13 protein-coding genes are annotated in these 17708 nt (G+C 70.7%); 6 read left to right on the top strand and 7 right to left on the bottom strand.

Translation table 11 applies throughout. The features are described from left to right. Positions 1 to 46: 46 nt before the first annotated feature. On the bottom strand, positions 47 to 1234 hold the full coding sequence (gene rnd, locus ACLBXO_RS13730) for a ribonuclease D (RefSeq protein ID WP_447685699.1): 1188 nt from the start codon (positions 1232 to 1234) through the stop codon (positions 47 to 49). 104 nt (positions 1235 to 1338) lie between these two features. After that, entirely contained in the window at positions 1339 to 1737 is a 399-nt protein-coding gene (locus ACLBXO_RS13725; RefSeq protein WP_447685698.1) for a hypothetical protein, read from the bottom strand. Between the two features lie 144 nt (positions 1738 to 1881). Between ACLBXO_RS13725 and aspS the strand changes: the two genes are divergently transcribed. From aspS to ACLBXO_RS13705, 4 genes are read left to right on the top strand one after another with little or no spacing between them, the layout of a single operon-like run. Further along, the gene (gene aspS / locus ACLBXO_RS13720; RefSeq protein WP_331315663.1) at positions 1882 to 3726 is read left to right on the top strand and encodes an aspartate--tRNA ligase; all 1845 of its coding nucleotides are present in this window, start codon (positions 1882 to 1884) and stop codon (positions 3724 to 3726) included. 23 nt (positions 3727 to 3749) lie between these two features. After that, positions 3750 to 4622 (top strand): glycosyltransferase family 2 protein, encoded by an 873-nt coding sequence (locus ACLBXO_RS13715; RefSeq protein ID WP_447685697.1) that lies wholly within the window; start codon positions 3750 to 3752, stop codon positions 4620 to 4622. Further along, positions 4619 to 5695, top strand: a complete 1077-nt coding sequence (locus tag ACLBXO_RS13710; RefSeq protein WP_447685696.1) for an acyltransferase family protein — start codon at positions 4619 to 4621, stop codon at positions 5693 to 5695. Before ACLBXO_RS13715 ends, ACLBXO_RS13710 begins: the two co-directional genes overlap by 4 nt. After that, the gene (locus ACLBXO_RS13705; protein ID WP_447685695.1) at positions 5692 to 6024 is read left to right on the top strand and encodes a hypothetical protein; all 333 of its coding nucleotides are present in this window, start codon (positions 5692 to 5694) and stop codon (positions 6022 to 6024) included. Before ACLBXO_RS13710 ends, ACLBXO_RS13705 begins: the two co-directional genes overlap by 4 nt. On the opposite strand, the gene ACLBXO_RS13700 is transcribed toward ACLBXO_RS13705, so the two are convergent. Then, positions 5994 to 6245: a DUF3297 family protein gene (locus ACLBXO_RS13700; protein ID WP_331315665.1), complete on the bottom strand. Its 252-nt coding sequence runs from the start codon at positions 6243 to 6245 to the stop codon at positions 5994 to 5996. The genes ACLBXO_RS13705 and ACLBXO_RS13700 overlap by 31 nt on opposite strands. Next, entirely contained in the window at positions 6242 to 6904 is a 663-nt protein-coding gene (locus ACLBXO_RS13695; RefSeq protein ID WP_331315666.1) for a CatB-related O-acetyltransferase, read from the bottom strand. The genes ACLBXO_RS13700 and ACLBXO_RS13695 overlap by 4 nt, the downstream gene beginning before the upstream one ends. Positions 6905 to 6970: 66 nt before the next feature. On the opposite strand from ACLBXO_RS13695, the gene ACLBXO_RS13690 reads away from it, so the two are divergent. Continuing rightward, positions 6971 to 9298, top strand: coding sequence for an NADP-dependent malic enzyme (locus ACLBXO_RS13690; protein ID WP_447685694.1), 2328 nt, complete (start codon positions 6971 to 6973; stop codon positions 9296 to 9298). 82 nt (positions 9299 to 9380) lie between these two features. Further along, positions 9381 to 10826 carry an acetamidase/formamidase family protein gene (locus tag ACLBXO_RS13685; protein WP_447685693.1) on the top strand — a complete coding sequence of 482 codons (1446 nt, stop codon included), beginning with the start codon at positions 9381 to 9383 and terminating at the stop codon, positions 10824 to 10826. A gap of 12 nt (positions 10827 to 10838) precedes the next feature. On the opposite strand, the gene ACLBXO_RS13680 is transcribed toward ACLBXO_RS13685, so the two are convergent. The 3 genes from ACLBXO_RS13680 to ACLBXO_RS13670 form a co-directional block, all read right to left on the bottom strand. Beyond that, positions 10839 to 13298 carry a methyl-accepting chemotaxis protein gene (locus ACLBXO_RS13680; protein WP_447685692.1) on the bottom strand — a complete coding sequence of 820 codons (2460 nt, stop codon included), beginning with the start codon at positions 13296 to 13298 and terminating at the stop codon, positions 10839 to 10841. 511 nt (positions 13299 to 13809) lie between these two features. Further along, the gene (gene ppx, locus ACLBXO_RS13675; protein WP_447685691.1) at positions 13810 to 15363 is read right to left on the bottom strand and encodes an exopolyphosphatase; all 1554 of its coding nucleotides are present in this window, start codon (positions 15361 to 15363) and stop codon (positions 13810 to 13812) included. Positions 15364 to 15445: 82 nt separating this feature from the next. Beyond that, positions 15446 to 17708, bottom strand: a 2263-nt coding sequence (locus ACLBXO_RS13670; protein ID WP_447685690.1) for an RNA degradosome polyphosphate kinase, incomplete at its 5' end; no start/stop codon positions are given.

Raw genomic sequence — 17708 nt, 5'->3', positions numbered from 1 at the left:
AGTCACGCCCGGCCGCGGCGTTTGTTCTGTCAGCGTCGCCGCGGCGTCATGCGGTCGCGCCGGCGCCGACGGTCGCTGGTTCGGCCTCGAGGGGGCGTACCACGATCCGGCCGGACTCGACCGAGAGCGCCAGCCGCCCCTGCTTCAGGGCCAGCGCCTTGTCGCCGAACAGGCCCCGACGCCAGCCCTGCAGCGCCGGGACCTCGGCGTCGTCGTCGTCGGCGATCGCTTCCAGATCGTCGACCGTGGCGATGATCTTGGGCGCGACGCCCTCGGCCTCGCAGATCGCCTTCAGCAGGACCTTCAGGAGCTCGACGATCGCGCCGTTGCCGCCGCTCCGCCGCACGCGCTCGGGCATCCGGACGCCGCTGGTGTCGCGGGCAAGACCCCGCTCCACGGCGGCGACGATGTCGGCCCCCGTCCGGGACCGCTCGAACCCTGCCGGGATCGTCCGCAGGCGACCGAGCGCCTCGGCACTCCGCGGCGCCGCCGACGCGATGTCGATGACCGCCTCATCCTTCAGGACGCGCCCGCGCGGGACGTTGCGCGTCTGCGCCTCGGTCTCGCGCCAGGCCGCCACCTCCATGAGCACGGCGATCTCCCGCGGCTTGCGCATCCGGCCGGACAGCCGGCGCCACGCCTGGGCGGGGTCGGCGCGGTAGGTCTCGGGCGAGGTCAGCACCGCCATCTCCTCGTCGAGCCAGGCGCCGCGGTCGGTCCGCAGCAGCTCGGCGACGAGGACCTCGTAGATCTTCACCAAGTGGGTGACGTCGGAGAGCGCGTAGGTCAGCTGCGCCTCCGAGAGCGGCCTGCGCGACCAGTCGGTGAAGCGGGACGACTTGTCGATCTTGGCCTTGGCGACGTCGTTGACGAGCTGCTCGTAGGAGACGGAATCGCCGTACCCGCAGACCATGGCGGCGACCTGCGTGTCGAAGAACGGGTGCGGCAGGATCCCGCCGATCAGCCAGATGATCTCCAGGTCCTGGCGGGCGGAGTGGAAGACCTTGACGGTGCGCTCGTCGGCCATGAGGGCGATGAACGGCTCGAGATCGATCCCCGGCGCCAGCGGATCGACCAGCACGCCGGTCCCGTCCGGTGCCGCCATCTGGATCAGGCACAGCTTCGGATAATACGTCGTCTCGCGCATGAACTCCGTGTCGACGGTCACGAAGGGCTGCTCGGCGAGGCGTGTGCAGATCTGGCGCAGCGCGTCAGTGGTGGTGATCAGGTCCATGCACCGGCTATACGCAACCGCGGCCGCCATGGGGAGACGCGGCTTCGCAGGTCCCCATCTTTCACGCTTTCACCTTTCACGCGGGCACCACGCCGGCTCGCCGATCACGCCACGGCCGCGGCCGCCGCTTTCCGGCGCGCCCGTGCCTGCCGGCGGATCCGCAGCGCGTCGGCCCGGCGCTGCGCCTCGGCGCGGCCGAGCAGGCGGTCGAGGATGCCGGTCTCGACCCGCTCGCCGGTGGCCCCGTCGACGAGGCGGCGGATCCGGTCGACCCGGAACCCGCGATAGCCGCCGCGCCGGGCGTCGATGCCGCCGAGCAGCGTCCGCCCCGGCCCGAGCCTGAGTTCGCGGGCGTCGATGGACCGGCTGCTCCAGGCCCCGGCCGCGTCCTCGTAGACGAGGTCGAAACGGCCCTCCAGGGGCAGCGTCCGCCACCCGGCCGGCTCGCGCCCGGGCACCGCCTTCGCGGGCCGCTCCAGATCGAGAAAGACGTTGTCGTTCATGGACATCATATGGGAATTGGGCGCTCCCCACGGTAGGCCGGCGGGCGCGCCGCGCGCGGCTTTCGGCGCCGTTCTGCGCCCCCCGCGCTTGACTTGGGGGGCCTCGCGTGAATGGTGCCGGCCTTCCCACAGAAGAAGCCCGTCATGCACCGTTACCGTTCCCACACCTGCGGGGCGCTCCGCCCGTCCGACGTCGGGCAGAGCGTCCGCCTCTCCGGCTGGTGCCACCGCATCCGCGACCACGGGGGCGTGCTGTTCGTGGATCTGCGGGACCATTACGGGCTGACGCAGTGCGTGATCGATTCCGATTCCCCGGCCTTCAAGGCCGCCGAGGCCGTGCGCTCGGAATGGGTCGTGCGGATCGACGGTCGCGTGCGCACCCGTCCGGCCGGCACCGAGAATGCCGAGCTGCCCACCGGCGCGGTCGAGGTCTACATCGACGACCTCGAGGTGCTGGGCCCGGCGGGCGAGCTGCCGCTGCCGGTCTTCGGCGACCTCGAGTACCCGGAGGAGACGCGGCTCCGGTACCGCTTCCTCGATCTGCGCCGGGAGAAGCTCCACGCCAACATCATGAAGCGCGGCGCGATCATCGACTCGCTCCGACGCCGGATGCGCGACGGCGGCTTCTTCGAGTTCCAGACCCCGATCCTGACGGCCTCCTCGCCGGAGGGCGCCCGCGACTACCTCGTGCCGTCGCGGGTCCATCCTGGCAAGTTCTACGCGCTCCCGCAGGCGCCGCAGCAGTTCAAGCAGCTGACGATGATCGCGGGCTTCGACCGCTACTTCCAGATCGCGCCCTGCTTCCGCGACGAGGATGCCCGCGCCGACCGCTCGCCGGGCGAGTTCTACCAGCTCGACATCGAGATGAGCTTCGTCACCCAGGAGGACGTGTTCCAGGCGGTCGAGCCGGTCCTGCGCGGCGTGTTCGAGGAGTTCGCCGAGGGCAAGCGCGTGACCAAGGCGTTCCCGCGGATCACCTACGCGGATTCGATGCTGAAGTACGGCGTCGACAAGCCCGACCTGCGCAATCCGCTGGTCATCGCCGACGTCTCCGACCTGTTCGCCCGCGAGGACGTGGCCTTCAAGGCGTTCAAGGGCGTCGTCGCCTCCGGCGGCGTCGTCCGGGCGATCCCGGCGACCGGGGCGGCCAGCCAGCCGCGCTCGTTCTTCGACAAGCTCAACGACTGGGCCCGCTCCGAGGGTGCGCCCGGCCTCGGCTACGTCGTGTTCGAGGAGGAGAACGGCCAGCTCACCGGCAAGGGGCCGATCGCCAAGTTCATCCCCGCCGAGGTCCAGGCCCTGATCGCCGGGCGCTCCGGCGCGAAGGCGGGCGACGCGGTGTTCTTCGCCGCCGGCCCCGAGTCGAGGGCGGCCGGGCTCGCCGGCAAGGCGCGGGTCCGCATCGGCGACGAGCTCGGCCTCTGCGACAAGGACCAGTACGCGTTCTGCTGGATCACCGACTTCCCGATGTACGAGTGGAGCGAGGAGGAGAAGCGGATCGACTTCTCCCACAACCCGTTCTCGATGCCGAACATCGACCGCGAGGAGTTCCTCGCGCTCGACCTCGACGCCCTCGCGAGCGAGGACGAGACCGGCGCGAACACCAAGCGGATCCTCGGGATCAAGGCGTTCCAGTACGACATCGTCTGCAACGGCGTGGAGCTGTCCTCGGGCGCGATCCGCAACCACCGTCCGGACGTGATGGAGAAGGCCTTCGCCATCGCGGGCTACGGCCACGAGGTGCTGGAGCAGAAATTCGGCGGCATGCTGAACGCCCTGCGCATGGGCGCCCCGCCGCACGGCGGCATCGCGCCGGGCGTGGACCGCATCGTCATGCTCCTGTGCAACGAGCCGAACATCCGCGAGGTCGTGCTGTTCCCGATGAACCAGCGCGCCGAGGACCTGATGATGGGCGCACCTTCCGAGGCGACCCCCAAGCAGCTGCGCGAGCTGCACATCCGCCTCAACCTGCCCGAGAAGAAGGCCTGAGGCGCCGATAGTCCCGCCGCGCGGTGGCGAGCCTCGTCGCGATCGTCGTCGCCCACGACAGCGCCGACGTGCTGCCGGCCTGCCTCGCGGCGCTCGCCGGCGAGCACGTGCCGGCGATCGTCGTGGACAATGCCAGCCGGGACGCCTCCGCGTCGGTCGCGGAGGCGGCCGGCGCGCAGGTGATCCGCAACGCCCGCAACGAGGGCTACGGGCGCGCCAACAACCGGGGCGTCCGCGCGGCCGAGACGGCGGAGCACGTCCTCGTCGTCAACCCCGACGTCGTGCTGCGGCCGGGCACCGTGGACGCTCTCTTGGACGCGGCCCGCGCCTGGCCGGATGCCGGTCTGCTCGCCCCGCGCCTCGTCGAACCCGACGGGCGCTTCTTCTTCCAGGCGCGCTCCCTGCTCGCGCCCTACCTGACCAATCCCGCCGGCCGGCGCGCGCTGCCGCAGGGCGACGCCTGCGCGCCGTTCCTCTCCGGGGCCTGCCTGATGATGCCGCGCGCCCTGTTCCTCGACCTCGGCGGGTTCGACGAGAACATCTTCCTGTTCTACGAGGACGACGACCTGTGCCGGCGCGTGGCCGAGAGCGGCCGCGCCCTGATCCACGTCCACCGCGCCGAGGCGCTCCACGGTCGCGGACGGTCGTCGGCGCCCGAGCCGGGACGGGTGTTTCGCGCGCGCTGGCATCAGGCATGGTCGCGCGCCTATGTCAGCCGGAAGTACGGTCTGCCGGACCCGAGCCTCGCCGCCCTGGCCGCCAATCTGCCGAAGGCGCTGCTGTCGGCGCTCGTGCTGCGGCGGGCCGGACTCGAGCGCTACGGCGGCTCGGCCGCGGGTGCCCTCGCCTTCCTCCGGGGCCGCACCGCGCTGGCCCGCGAGGGTCTGGCGGGATGAGCGCGCCGACGATCGCGGCCGCGCTGGAGCGCGGGCCCAACGGCTTCACCGGCCTGCGGCTGATGCTGGCCCTGGCCGTCGTGGTGTCCCACGCGTTCAGCGTCGCGACCGGCGCCGCCGGCGACGAGCCCCTCGCCTGGCTCACCGGCTACACGTTGGGCGAGCACGCGGTGAACGGCTTCTTCGCCGTGTCGGGCTTCCTCGTCACGATGAGCTGCGACCGGCGCGGTATCCAAGACTACGCCCTCGCACGGACCTTGCGGATCCTGCCCGGCCTCGTGGCGGCGACGCTCGTCGTCGCGCTCGGGCTCGGCGCGGCGCTGACCCGTCTGCCCGTCTCCGAGTACTGGCGCGATCCCGCCCTGTGGTCGTTCATCCGCGGCACGCTGACGACCTTCAAGAGCAACGCCGCCCTCCCCGGCGTCTTCGAATCCAACCCCTACCGCGCGCCCCTCGGCACGGTCTGGACGCTGAAATACGAGGTGCTGTGCTACCTCGGCGTCCTCGTCGCCGCCCCGTGCGGGCTGCTCCGGCGACGGTGGTCGGCCCCCCTGATCGTGCTGGGGCTGGCACTCGCCCTGACGATCGCCTGCGGATCCCGGGGGGCGGACCTGCCCAAGGGCACCGAGACGGCGCTGCGCCTGCCGCTGATCTTCGCGGCCGGCGCGTGTCTCTACCTGTGGCGCGATCGCCTGCGGGTCTCGGCAGCGGCCCTCGCCTGCCTGGTCTTCGGCGCCTTCGTCCTCGCGCGGACGCCGGCCTACCCCGCCCTGCTGTTCCTCGCCGAGGCTTACGGCGTGGTCTGGCTCGCCCTCGGCCCCCTGGCGCGCGGCGTGTTCGACCCGTCGTCCGATCTCTCCTACGGGATCTATCTCTACGGCTGGCCGGTCCAGCAGAGCCTGCACGCCCTGTGGCCGTCCGCCTCCGGGATCGCGCTGCTGGTCCCGGCCCTCGCCCTCGCGGTGCCGGTCGCGGCCCTGTCCTGGTACGCGGTCGAGCGGCCGGCCCTGGCGCTCAAGGCGCGGGCGCTCGGGCGGCGCCGCCTCGGCACGATCGAGCCGGCCGGGCCGTGACCGCCGTCGGCCCGCTTCCGCCGCTCGCGGCGCTCGGTCTGGCGGCGCGGATGCTGGAGGCGGACGACTTCGCGATCGTCGCCCGGAACGAGCGCGGCGACAGCCTGTACCTGAGGCGGCCGGGCTGCCCCTGGCACCTGCGCGTCTCGAATCACGGGCGCACCGCCAAGCAGCGCGCTCGCCGCTCCGACATCCTCGCGAGCCTCGTCGTCGACGGGCCGCGCTCTCCGGATCAGATCGGGAGGCTCGTCCGCGAGGCCGTCCGCAACTTCGAGTCCGCGCTCGCGCGGGTGGCCGATCAGGCCTCCGCGACCGGGTCGCGGAAGTAGGGCTCCACGGTGCCCTTCAGCTTCACCGTCATCGGGTTGCCGGCCCGGTCGAGGGTCTTGCCGGCCGAGAGCCGGACCCAGCCCTCGCTCACGCAGTACTCCTCGACGTTCGTCTTCTCGACGCCCTTGAATCGGACGCCGACCCCGCGCTCCAGCACCTTCTCGTCGTAGAACGGGCTGTTCGGGTTCGAGGCGAGGCGGTCGGGAGGCGTGTCGGTCATCGTCCGGATCTCGGATGGTCTTCGCGTTGGGCCCCGCCGGTACGGGAATCCGCGCCCGCGCGCAACGCCGTGAGCAGTTCCGCGATCCGACCGCTCTGGAGCAGCGGCACCAGCCGCGTCACCGCATCGTGCGGCAGGTCCCACCACGCCGCCGCCACGAGCGCCTCGACGGTCTCCGCGTCGAAGCGGCGGCGCACCACCCGCGCCGGGTTGCCCGCCACGACGGCGTAGGCCGGCACGTCGCGGGTCACCACGGCTCGGGCCGCCACCACGGCCCCGTGCCCGACGGTGACGCCCGACAGGATCATGCAGCCGGACCCGAGCCAGACATCGTTGCCGATCACCACGTCGCCCCGCGAGGCGTGGTAATCCTCCGGCGCCGCGGCGTCCGGGAAGTGCCCGCGCATCGCCGCGAACGGGTAGGTCGACGCCCAGTCGAGGCGGTGATCGCCGCCGAGCAGGATCTCGACCTTGTCGGCGATGGAACAATAGCGGCCGATCGTCAGCCGCCGCCCGCTCTCCGGGAAGCGGACTTTTGGACGGCCGTACGAATAGGCGCCTATGGAGAAGCCGTGGGTCCTCGCCAGCGTGGCGAGGTGGATCCGGGTCTCGTTGTGCGGGTTGCGCCCCCTGCGCAGCCGGTGCAACAGACCGGTCATGACGCGGGCCCGCGCGATGCGCGACCGTGTCGTCCTCGGTGAAAAAGGTGAGCGGGAGCGTGGGCGATGGCCGATAACATGTCCGAGGACCTCAAGGCCGGGGCGCTCGTCTACCACCGCCTGCCCAAGCCCGGGAAGCTGGAGATCCAGGCGACCAAGCCCCTCGGCAACCAGCGCGACCTCGCGCTGGCCTACTCGCCCGGGGTCGCCGCAGCCTGCATGGCGATCCACGACGACCCGCAGCAGGCTGCCGAACTCACGGTCCGCCAGAACCTCGTGGCGGTGCTCTCCAACGGCACGGCGGTGCTGGGCCTCGGCGATATCGGCCCGCTGGCCTCGAAGCCCGTGATGGAGGGCAAGGCCGTCCTGTTCAAGAAGTTCGCCGGCATCGACGTCTTCGACATCGAGGTCGACCAGAAGGACGTGTCCAAGCTCGTCGACGTGGTCTGCGCCCTCGAGCCGACCTTCGGCGGCATCAACCTGGAGGACATCAAGGCGCCCGAGTGCTTCGAGGTCGAGGAGCAGTGCCGGGCCCGGATGAACATCCCGGTCTTCCACGACGATCAGCACGGCACCGCGATCATCGTCGCGGCCGCCGTCCTCAACGGCCTGGAACTCGCCGGCAAGAACCTGTCCGACGTCCGGATCGTCACGTCCGGCGCCGGCGCGGCGGCGCTCGCCTGCCTCAACCTGCTCGTCTCCCTCGGCGCCACCCGCGAGAACATCACGGTCACCGACATCAAGGGCGTCGTCTACAAGGGCCGGGCCGAGCTGATGGACCGGTGGAAGGACGTCTACGCCCAGGAGACCGACAAGCGGACGCTGGCCGAGGTGATCCCGGGCGCGGACGTGTTCATCGGCCTGTCGGCCGGCGGCGTGCTCAAGCCCGAGTACCTGAAGGAGATGGCCGAGAAGCCGCTGATCATGGCGCTCGCCAATCCCTATCCGGAGATCATGCCGGATCTGGCCGAGAAGGAGCGGCCGGACGCGATGATCTGCACCGGGCGGTCGGACTTCCCGAACCAGGTCAACAATGTCCTGTGCTTCCCCTACATCTTCCGCGGGGCCCTCGACGTCGGCGCGCACAAGATCAACGAGGAGATGAAGAAGGCCGCCGTGAAGGCGATCGCGGGTCTGGCCCACGAGACGACCTCCGACGTGGTCGCCCGGGCCTACGGCGGCGAGGCCCGCCCGTTCGGGCCGAAATCCCTGATCCCGAGCCCGTTCGACCCGCGCCTGATCCTGCGCATCGCCCCCGCTGTCGCCAAGGCCGCGATGGATTCGGGCGTCGCCGGCCGGCCGCTCCCGGACCTCGACGCCTATGTCGAGAGCCTCGACCGGTTCGTGCACCGGTCCGGCCTGATCATGAAGCCGCTGTTCTCGAAGGCGAAGGCCGAGCCCAAGCGCGTGATCTACGCCGAGGGCGAGGACGAGCGCGTGCTCCGCGCCGTCCAGGCGATCGTCGAGGACAAGGTCGCCCTGCCGATCCTGGTCGGCCGTCCGCGGGTGGTCGAGACTCGCCTGAAGCGCTTCGGCCTGTCGATGGTGCACGGCCGCGACTTCGAGCTGATCGATCCCGAGGACGATCCCCGCTACCGCGCCTACGTCCAGACCTACCTGGAGGTGGCCGGGCGCCGCGGCATCACGCCGGACGCGGCCCGGACTCTGGTCCGTACCAACAACACCGTGATCGGCGCCATCGCGGTCCGCCGCGGCGAGGCCGACGCGCTGATCTGCGGCCTCGAGGGCCGGTTCGAGACGCGGCTGCGCATCATCCGCGACGTGATCGGGCTCGCCCCGGGCGTGGAGCAGTGCGCCGCGATGAGCCTCGTGGTGACCCATAACGGCGCCTACTTCCTGGCCGACACCCATGTCCGCCAGAACCCCACGGCCGAGGAGATCGCCGACGTGGCGCAGGCCTGCGCCAGCCACGTCAGCCGGTTCGGGATGACGCCGAAGATCGCGCTGCTCAGCCACTCGGATTTCGGCCAGTCGGATTCGCCGTCTGCGATGAAGATGCGCGACGCCCTCGCGCTCCTGCACAAGCGGGATCCCGAGTTGCAGGTCGACGGCGAGATGCAGGCGGATTCGGCCCTGAACGAGATGGTGCGCGAGCGCGTGCTGCCCGGCTCGCGGCTCAAGGGCGCGGCCAACGTCCTGGTCTTCCCGAATCTCGACGCCGCCAACATCGCCTTCCAGTTCGCGAAGGTGCTGGCGGACGCGCTGCCGGTCGGCCCGCTCCTGATCGGCCCGGCCAAGCCCGCCCACATCCTGACGCCGTCGGTGACGGCCCGCGGCATCGTCAACGTCACGGCCGCGGCCGTGGTCGAGGCCCAGGCGGACGAGGCCGCTCCGAGAGCCGAGGAGAGCGGCGTCGGCATGATCTCGGAGTGAGGAGCGCCCGTCGGCGGCCGCGAGCGTGGCCGTCGATTTGCTTGCCGGTCCCGGGGCCACGAAACCACCGGGAGATGACGCGATGTGCGCGGGCGACGATCCAACCTGCCACGCCTTCGAGGAGCACCGCCGCCGGTTCCGGCGGGATCTGGAGCCGGAGCGGCGCGCCTTCCTGAAGAGCGGCTTCGCGGCGACCGGCGCCGCCGCCGCGGCCCTGGCGGCCGGCGGCCCGTCGCTCGTGAGCCCGGCCCTGGCGCAGGCGAGCGGCGCCAAGATCGCCGCCACGGCGCATTACCACCTGCCGGCGAATGCCGAGACCGTCCACTGGGGCTTCTTCAGCCGCAGCCTCAAGCCCAAGGTCGAGATCGGTTCCGGCGACTTCGTCACGATCGAGACGCTCACCCATCAGGCGAGCGACGATGCCGAGCGCATGATCCAGGGCGATCCGGGCGCCGAGAGCGTCTATCTCTGGACCAAGGACAAGATGGGTGTCTCGCCCCGCGGGGCCGGCGCCATGGACGCCAAGGTCGGCCCCGGCGGCGGCCTCGGCGTGCACATCTGCACCGGTCCGGTGGCGATCCGCGGCGCCGAACCCGGCGACGTCCTGGAGGTGCGCATCCTCGACGTCGCCCCCCGGCCCTCCGCCAACCCCAAGTACAAGGGATTGGCCTTCGGCAGCAACGCGGCGGCGTGGTGGGGATACCACTACAACGACCTGATCACCGGCGATAAACCCCGCGAGGTCGTGACCATCTACGAGGTCGACGCCACCGGCGAGCGCGACTGGGCCCGGGCGGTCTACAGCTTCCGCTGGCCGGGCGTGACCGACCCGTTCGGCGTCTCCCATCCGACCATCGACTATCCCGGCCTGCCGGTGGACCACACGAAGACGCAGAAGACCTTCGAGGTCCTGAAAGGGATCCGCGTCCCGATCCGGCCGCATTTCGGCACGATGGGCGTCGCGCCCGCCGAGGCCGACCGGGTCAACACGATCCCGCCGAGCTATACCGGCGGCAACATCGACAACTGGCGGATCGGCAAGGGCGCGACGCTCTACTACCCGGTGGCAGTGCCGGGCGCCCTGTTCTCAGTGGGCGATCCCCATGCCAGCCAGGGCGATTCCGAGTTGTGCGGCACCGCGATCGAGTGCTCGCTCACCGGCACCTTCCAGTTCATCCTCCACAAGAAGGCCGACCTGCCCGGGACGCCGCTGGAAGCCCTCGATTTCCCGATGATCGAGACCCGGGACGACTGGGTCCTGTCCGGCTTCAGTTACCCGAACTACCTGCGCGACCTCGGCCCGGACGCCCAGAGCGCGATCTTCCAGAAATCCTCCATCGACCTCGCCATGCGCGACGCGTTCCGGAAGATGCGCCAGTTCCTGATGCACGCGAAGGGCCTCACCGAGGATGAGGCCATCTCGCTGATGTCGGTGGCGGTCGATTTCGGGATCACGCAGGTCGTCGACGGCAACTGGGGCGTCCACGCCGTGGTCAAGAAGGCGATCTTCTCCGATCGCGTCGCCTGACCTCCGGCCGGTTCACGCGGCCTTCGCGGTCCCGGCCATCGTCATGAGGCCGGCGATGACCCGGTAGGTCTCGGCCCAGGCGTCCCGGACCTCCGGTGTGAAGTCCGGGCCGAGCCCCTGCTCCAGGGTCCAGAGCAGCGCCGCGCCGACGGCCTCGTAATGGGCCTGCAGCGCGCCGTAGCCGGCGTGCCGGTCGCCCAGATCGCGCACGGTCGCGACCAGGGCCTCCGGCTTGTCGAGATTGGACACCGCCAGCGCCAGCATGGCGACCAGCTTCCGCTTCTGCGCGCTCATGTCGTCCGGGAAGAGCGACCGGACTTGCGGCGCGGTGTCGAACAGCCGGCCGTAGAAGATGTCCGCCGCGGCATCGCCCATTGACTGCACCGTCGCGAAGCTGCTCCGCACCAGCGCGACCTGCGCGGCGGAGATCGCGTAGGAGACGCGAACGCTCGCCAGGAACCGTCCGACCTCCGCGGTCAGGTGGTCGGACTGATCCGAGAGCGAAGAGGCCGCGTCGAGGACGTGGCCGGCTGCCAGACCCGTGCTCTCGGCCGCCTGGGCGACGCCGGTGATGTTGCTGGTCACTTCGCCGGTGCCGACAGCCGCCTGCCCGACGTTCCGCACGATCTCCCGGGTCGCCGCACCCTGTTCCTCGACGGCCGCCGCGATCGAGGTCGCCACGCCGTTGATCTCGCGGATCCGCGCGGTGATCGCCGCGATGGCCTCCACCGCCTGACCGGTCGAGGCCTGGACCTGCGCGATCTGACCGGCGATCTCGTCGGTGGCCTTGGCGGTCTGCTCGGCCAGGGCCTTCACCTCCGATGCCACCACGGCGAAGCCGCGGCCGGCGGCGCCCGCGCGCGCCGCCTCGATGGTGGCGTTCAGCGCCAGCAGGTTGGTCTGCTCGGCGATCGTCGAGATCAGCCCCACGATCGTGCCGATCTTGTTCACGGCGCTGCTCAGATCCTGGACGCGCGCGGCGGTCCGGTCGGCCTCGGCCGCCGCCTTCTGCGCGAGATCGGCCGAGCCGTCGGCCTGCCGGCCGATCTCCTCCACGGACGTGCCCAGTTCCTCGGCGGCCGCCGCCACGGTGTTGACGTTGCTGGACGCCCGCTCGGCGGCGGCCGCGACCGTCGTCGACTGCCCGGCCGTCTGGGTAGCCGTCGCGGTCATCGTCTGCGCCGTGACCTGCAAGGCGGAGGCCGAGGCCGCGACCTGACCGATCATGCCTCCGACCGCCTGTTCGAAGCGCTGTGCCATCTGGCGCAGGCTGTCCCGGCGCTGGTCGTCGGCGTCCAGCCGCGCCCGCTCGGCCTCGCCTTCGAGGGCCCGCGTGCGGATCAGGTTGTCCCGGAATGCCTGGACGGCCACCATGATCGGCGCGAACTCGTTCCGGTAGGTGTGCACCGGGAGGTCGACGGCGGTCCCGCCCGCCGTCAGCGTCCGCATCGCGGTGGCGATGATCCGGAGCGGGCGCAGCACACCCCTGAACAGGGCCACGAGACCCAGACCGACGAGCAGCAGGACCGCCAGCAGCGCCGCGGCACTGTGCAGGAGAACGCGGTCCGCCGCCGCGGCGAGGTTCTCGGCCCGCGACACCATCTCGGCGAGGGCGGCATCGGCGAGATCCACGATCGTCATCTGCTCGACGGTGTTCCGTTTCCGGAGGTCCTGGAACGTGTAGGGGGACGCCCGCTGCTGGCTCAGCGCGTCGAAGATCGCGCGCGCCGCCTCCGCCGCCTCGCCCTCGAAATTGCTGCGCTTGGCCCTCTCGAACGCGGCCCGCACGGCGTCCGAGCCCTGCGCCGCGGCCTCGCTGGTGCTCGACCATGCCGACTGCACCCGGGCCCGCTCCTGGGCCGCGGCCACGGTCTCCGGCAGCGACCACGATGTCCCGGCAGCCAGCGAGGTATGCACCCGCAATGCGACGTTGCCGATCGCGACGCGGGTCGCCCAGGCCGACCGCTTGAGGACGAGGTAGCGCTGCAGGATCGCGTCGGCGCGCGGAATGGCCGAATCCACGGCGTCCGTAGTCGCCGTCAGCGCGTCGACGAGTTCCTGGAAGGCCGTCAGAACGGCGGGCAGCAGCGCAGGGTCCCGCTTCGGCTTCGGTACGCGCAGGGCTTCATCGATGCGGGGGCGGAGCCGGTTCACCGCGTCCTGGGCGGCGATCAGCCTCGCTATCGTCACCGTCACGGCGGGCAGATCGCGGTCTTTCAGGAGATCCTGAAGGCTCCTGAAATTCGCGATCACGGCATCCCGATTCGTCGCGTAGGCCTTCAGGCTGTCCGGGTCGGCGGCGGCGTCTCCGCTCAGGGCGAGGGCCGCCCCCCTCTCGAGGCGCGTCGGCAGGATCGTCTTGAGCAGCTGGCGGCTGGCGCGGGTCAATGTGACCGCGACGTCGGCCTGTTGCGCCTGGAGCCGCGCCTCGACCAGAGCATTTCCAGCGTATCCCAATAACATCAACGCCATCGAGAATATTGTCGTGCACATGACGACTTTGATTGAGAAATAGCCAAGCCATCTCATCGCGCGGACAGTCCACAATGCGAGGTCGTTCGGGGCGTCGCGCGCATCATAGAGCGAAGTGCGTGGCCGATCACCCTGGGTAGTGAAACTATTGGATAGTATGTATTGGCGATACATACGATGAAATGTCGTTTTAATGTTGAATTGAAAGCAGGGAATGGAATGACAAATAAAAAATTTAGGTTTCTCAATTAAACGAATGTTATCGCGGATCTATCGATCGATCGAGGTATTCTGGGCCGCGCGGCAGCGTTCACGCGATGAGTCGCGGCGGTCGCGTGCCACCGCAGGTCGCGTCAGGCGGGCCGCGTGCGGGCTTCCACGCGCGGCATACCGGTCCCGGAGGGCGAGGATGGCCTCGGCGTCGCGCGAGGCCGTCGCCGCATCGGCGGGTGCTCGGTCCGCGGCGCCGGCGACGTGGTGCGTCGTCCGGTACGGACCTGAGCCGCGCGGATCAGGCGGCGCCGTCCGTGACCTCGACACGCCCGTCCAGGCCGATGATGCGCCCGAGGCCGCGAACACGGTTCAACAGGCGGTCCCCGGTCAGAGCCTCCCAGTCGCGCGGGAGGCGCAGCACCACGCGGCCATCCTCGACGGTGAGCGGGGCACGACCGAGCGCGCCGTCCATGCCGGCCGAGATCGGGAAGGCGATCCGGAGCAAGGCGCCCAGGAGGCGGGCGCGCTCGAACAGGCGCGGACCGGCCACGCTCCGGAGCATCGCGTTCGCCTTCTCGGGCGCCAGGCCCGTGTGCCTCAGGGACACTGCCAGGGCGAGATAGGCGCGGCCCGGATGATCCACGCCGACGAAGGCGGCGTTCTGGATCACCGCGATGCTCTGCTCCCCGCGATAGTCCGGATGTGCCCGCCAGCCGACATCCGACAGCAGGCAGCCCGCGTGGCGCAGCCGGCGCTCGTCGGCGGTCTCGTGGCCGTCCAGAGTCGCAACGAATCGGTCCGTCCAGGCGATCAACTCCTCCCCGTGGCGGGGCGAGCGCGCGCGCAGGACGTTGAACTCCGACGCCGAGGCCAGCAGCGGGTCGATCAGCCGGGTGTCCCGATCGAGCTGCTCGAACAGCAGGCCCTCCCGCACGCCCGATGCCGAGATCGCCACCTCGCGCGGGCGTCCGACCCGGATGATCTCCTCCAGCACGACGGCTCCGTAGGCCAGCAGCGGGCGCCGCGCTTCCGAGATCGCGTCGACGTCCTGCAGCAGCGCAACGTCGGTCTGCTCGACGACTTGGAGGAAGCTGAGTTCGTCGGTGGGCTCGACCGTGTAGCCGTGCATCACGTGCACGGGGTAGCCGCGGGCCGCCTGGTGGAGCCGCGCGATCGCGCGCCACGTGCCGCCGACGGCGTAGAAGGTCCGGCCGCGCAGCGTCTCGAGCTGCGGGGCCGCCTTGCGCATGTACTCGCGGACGATCTTGGCGGCCTTCTTGACCGAGCCGCCCGACAGGTCCTGGAGCGCGAGACCGCCGAGGGGCATGGTCACGCCCTGGCCGACGACCGCCCCGCGGACGTCCACGAGTTCGAGGGAGCCGCCGCCCATGTCGCCGACGACCCCGTTCGGTGCGTGGAAGCCCGAGACCACGCCGAGCGCCGAGAGCTCCGCCTCGCGCCGTCCGGAGAGGAGCTGGATCTCCTGGCCGCAGGCCGCCTCGGCGGCGCGGAGAAAGTCGGGACCGTTCTCGGCGTCCCGCGCCGCCGCGGTGGCGAGCACGAAGACCTGCCGGACGCGCATCGTCTGGCACAGCACCCGGAACCGCGCCAGGGCAGCGAGCGCACGGGCCACCGCCTCCTCGTTCAGTCGGCCCGTCGTCAGGACGTTGCGCCCCAGGCCACAGAGCACTTTCTCGTTGTAGAGCGGCGTCGGCGCCCGGGTCAGCCCGTCATACGCGACGAGGCGGACCGAGTTCGAGCCGATGTCGATGATCGCCACCGGCTGTTGCGCGGCGCTGTCGATCGCCTCCGCGTCGTGTGCGAGGGTGAGATTGGCAAGAGGGCTGCCCAAACGTCCGAGTCCTTCATCAGCCCGGCGCGCCTGCCGACGCGCCGTGCGGGAGGTTTACCCCAGCGACGCCGCGCGGCGAAACTCAGCTGCGTTGCGCACGGCGGCTCAGCGCCCGCGGGCTCGACTTCTTCGAGGCCTTGCCGCGTCCCGAGAGGCTGGGATTGGTCATGAAATACTTGTGGGCGTTGAACGGCTCCTCGCCCTCGGCGGGCTGGATCCGTTCACACCCGCCCGAGGCGAGGAGCCGCCAGCTCTGGCGGTTGTCCAGCAGGTTGGCCAGCATGATCTGGTCGAGCACCTGCTGATGCACCGTCGGATTCGTGATCGGCAGCAGCGCCTCGACGCGACGGTCGAGGTTCCGGCTCATCAGGTCGGCGGACGAGATGTAGACCGTGGCCTTGGGGTGCGGCAGCCCCACGCCGTTGCCGAAAGCGTAGATGCGCCCGTGCTCCAGGAAGCGGCCGACGATCGACTTCACCCGGATCGTTTCCGACAGGCCGGGAATGCCCGGCCGCAGGCAGCAGATGCCGCGGACCACGCAGTCGATCTGAACGCCGGCTTCCGAGGCGTCGTAGAGGGCGTCGATGATCTGGCCGTCGACCAGGGAGTTGCACTTGATCCAGATCGCGGCCGGGCGCCCGGCCCTGGCATGGGCCACCTCCGCCTCGATGTGCTCGAGCAGCTTGTTCTTCGCCGTCAGCGGCGAGACCGCCATCCGCTCCAGCTCCGCCGGCTCGGCGTAGCCGGTGATGAAGTTGAAGATGCGCGACACGTCCCGGGCGATCGCCGGGTCGGCGGTGAAGAAGGAGAGGTCGGTGTAGATGCGGGCCGTGATCGGGTGATAGTTGCCGGTGCCGACGTGGCAGTAGGTGACGAGCCTGTCGCCCTCGCGTCGTACCACCAGCGACAGCTTGGCGTGCGTCTTCAGCTCGACGAAGCCGAACACGACCTGCGCGCCCGCCTTCTCCAGGTTGCGCGCCCAGCGGATGTTGGCCTCCTCGTCGAACCGCGCCTTCAGCTCCACGAGCGCGGTGACGGACTTGCCCAGCTCGGCGGCCTCGGCGAGGGCCGCGACGATCGGCGAGTTCGACGAGGTCCGGTAGAGCGTCTGCTTGATCGCGACGACGTTCGGGTCTCGGGCGGCCTGGGCCAGGAACTGGACCACCGAGTCGAAGGATTCGTAGGGGTGATGGACGATGAAGTCCTTCTGGCGGATCGCCGCGAAGACGTCGCCGCCACTCTCGCGGATGCGCTCGGGGAAGCGCGGGTTGTAGGGCTTGAACTTCAGGTCGGGCCTGTCGATGCCGACGACCTGGGACAGCTCGTTCAGGGCGAGCATGCCCTCCACGAGGAAGATCGCGTCCGCGGCGATCTCGAGCTCGTCGGCGACGAAGCTGCGCAGATCCTCCGACATGCCGGACTCGACCTCGAGGCGGATCACGACGCCGCGGCGGCGCTGCTTCAGCGCGGTCTCGAAATGCAGGACGAGGTCTTCCGCCTCCTCCTCGATCTCCAGGTCGGAGTCGCGGACCACGCGGAACGCGCCGCTGCCCTTCACGAGGTAGCCCGGGAAGAGCCGACCGGTGAACATCCCGATCACCTGCTCGATCGGCATCAGCCGCGCCGCGGTCTCGCTGTCGCTCACCGGCAGGCGCACGAAGCGGTCGATGACGCCGGGCAGGCGGATGAGCGCGCGCAGCAGACGGCCGTCCTTCGGCCGCACCAGCATCAGCGCGATCGTCGTGCCGAGATTCGGGATGAACGGGAACGGGTGGGCCGGATCGATCGCCAGCGGCGTCAGGACCGGGAAGACGTGGTTGAGGAAGTACTCCTCGAGCCACGCCGCCTGCTCGGCCGAGAGGGCGGCGGGCTCGACGATGTCGATGTCGGCCGCGTGCAGCTCCTCGCGCAGGTCCCGCCAGCGGGCCTGCTGGTCGGCGGCGAGGCGCGACACCTCGGCGCCGATCCGGACCAGCTGCTCCGACGGCGACAGGCCGTCCTGCGACGGGACCGTGATCCCCGCCCGGACCTGATCGATCAGGCCGGCGACGCGGACCATGAAGAACTCGTCGAGGTTGTTGGCCGAGATCGACAGGAAGCGGAGGCGCTCCAGGAGCGGGTGGTTCGGGTTCGACGCCTCCTCCAGGACGCGCCGATTGAACTGCAGCCAGGACAGCTCGCGGTTCACGAACCGCTCCGGCGAGTGACGCAGGGACCGCCCCGCCTCCAGAACCGGTTCGCGGGCCGCGCCGGCCGCCGGCTCCGCCGGTGCGGCGGCGGCCGGCCACTCGTCGTTGGCGTCGGCGGCCGGCGCCGGCGCGGCCGCCGTGCCGACCGGATCGGCC

This window comes from Methylobacterium sp. C33D (genome assembly GCF_053345825.1).
This window is presented reverse-complemented; position numbering and strand designations above follow the sequence as displayed.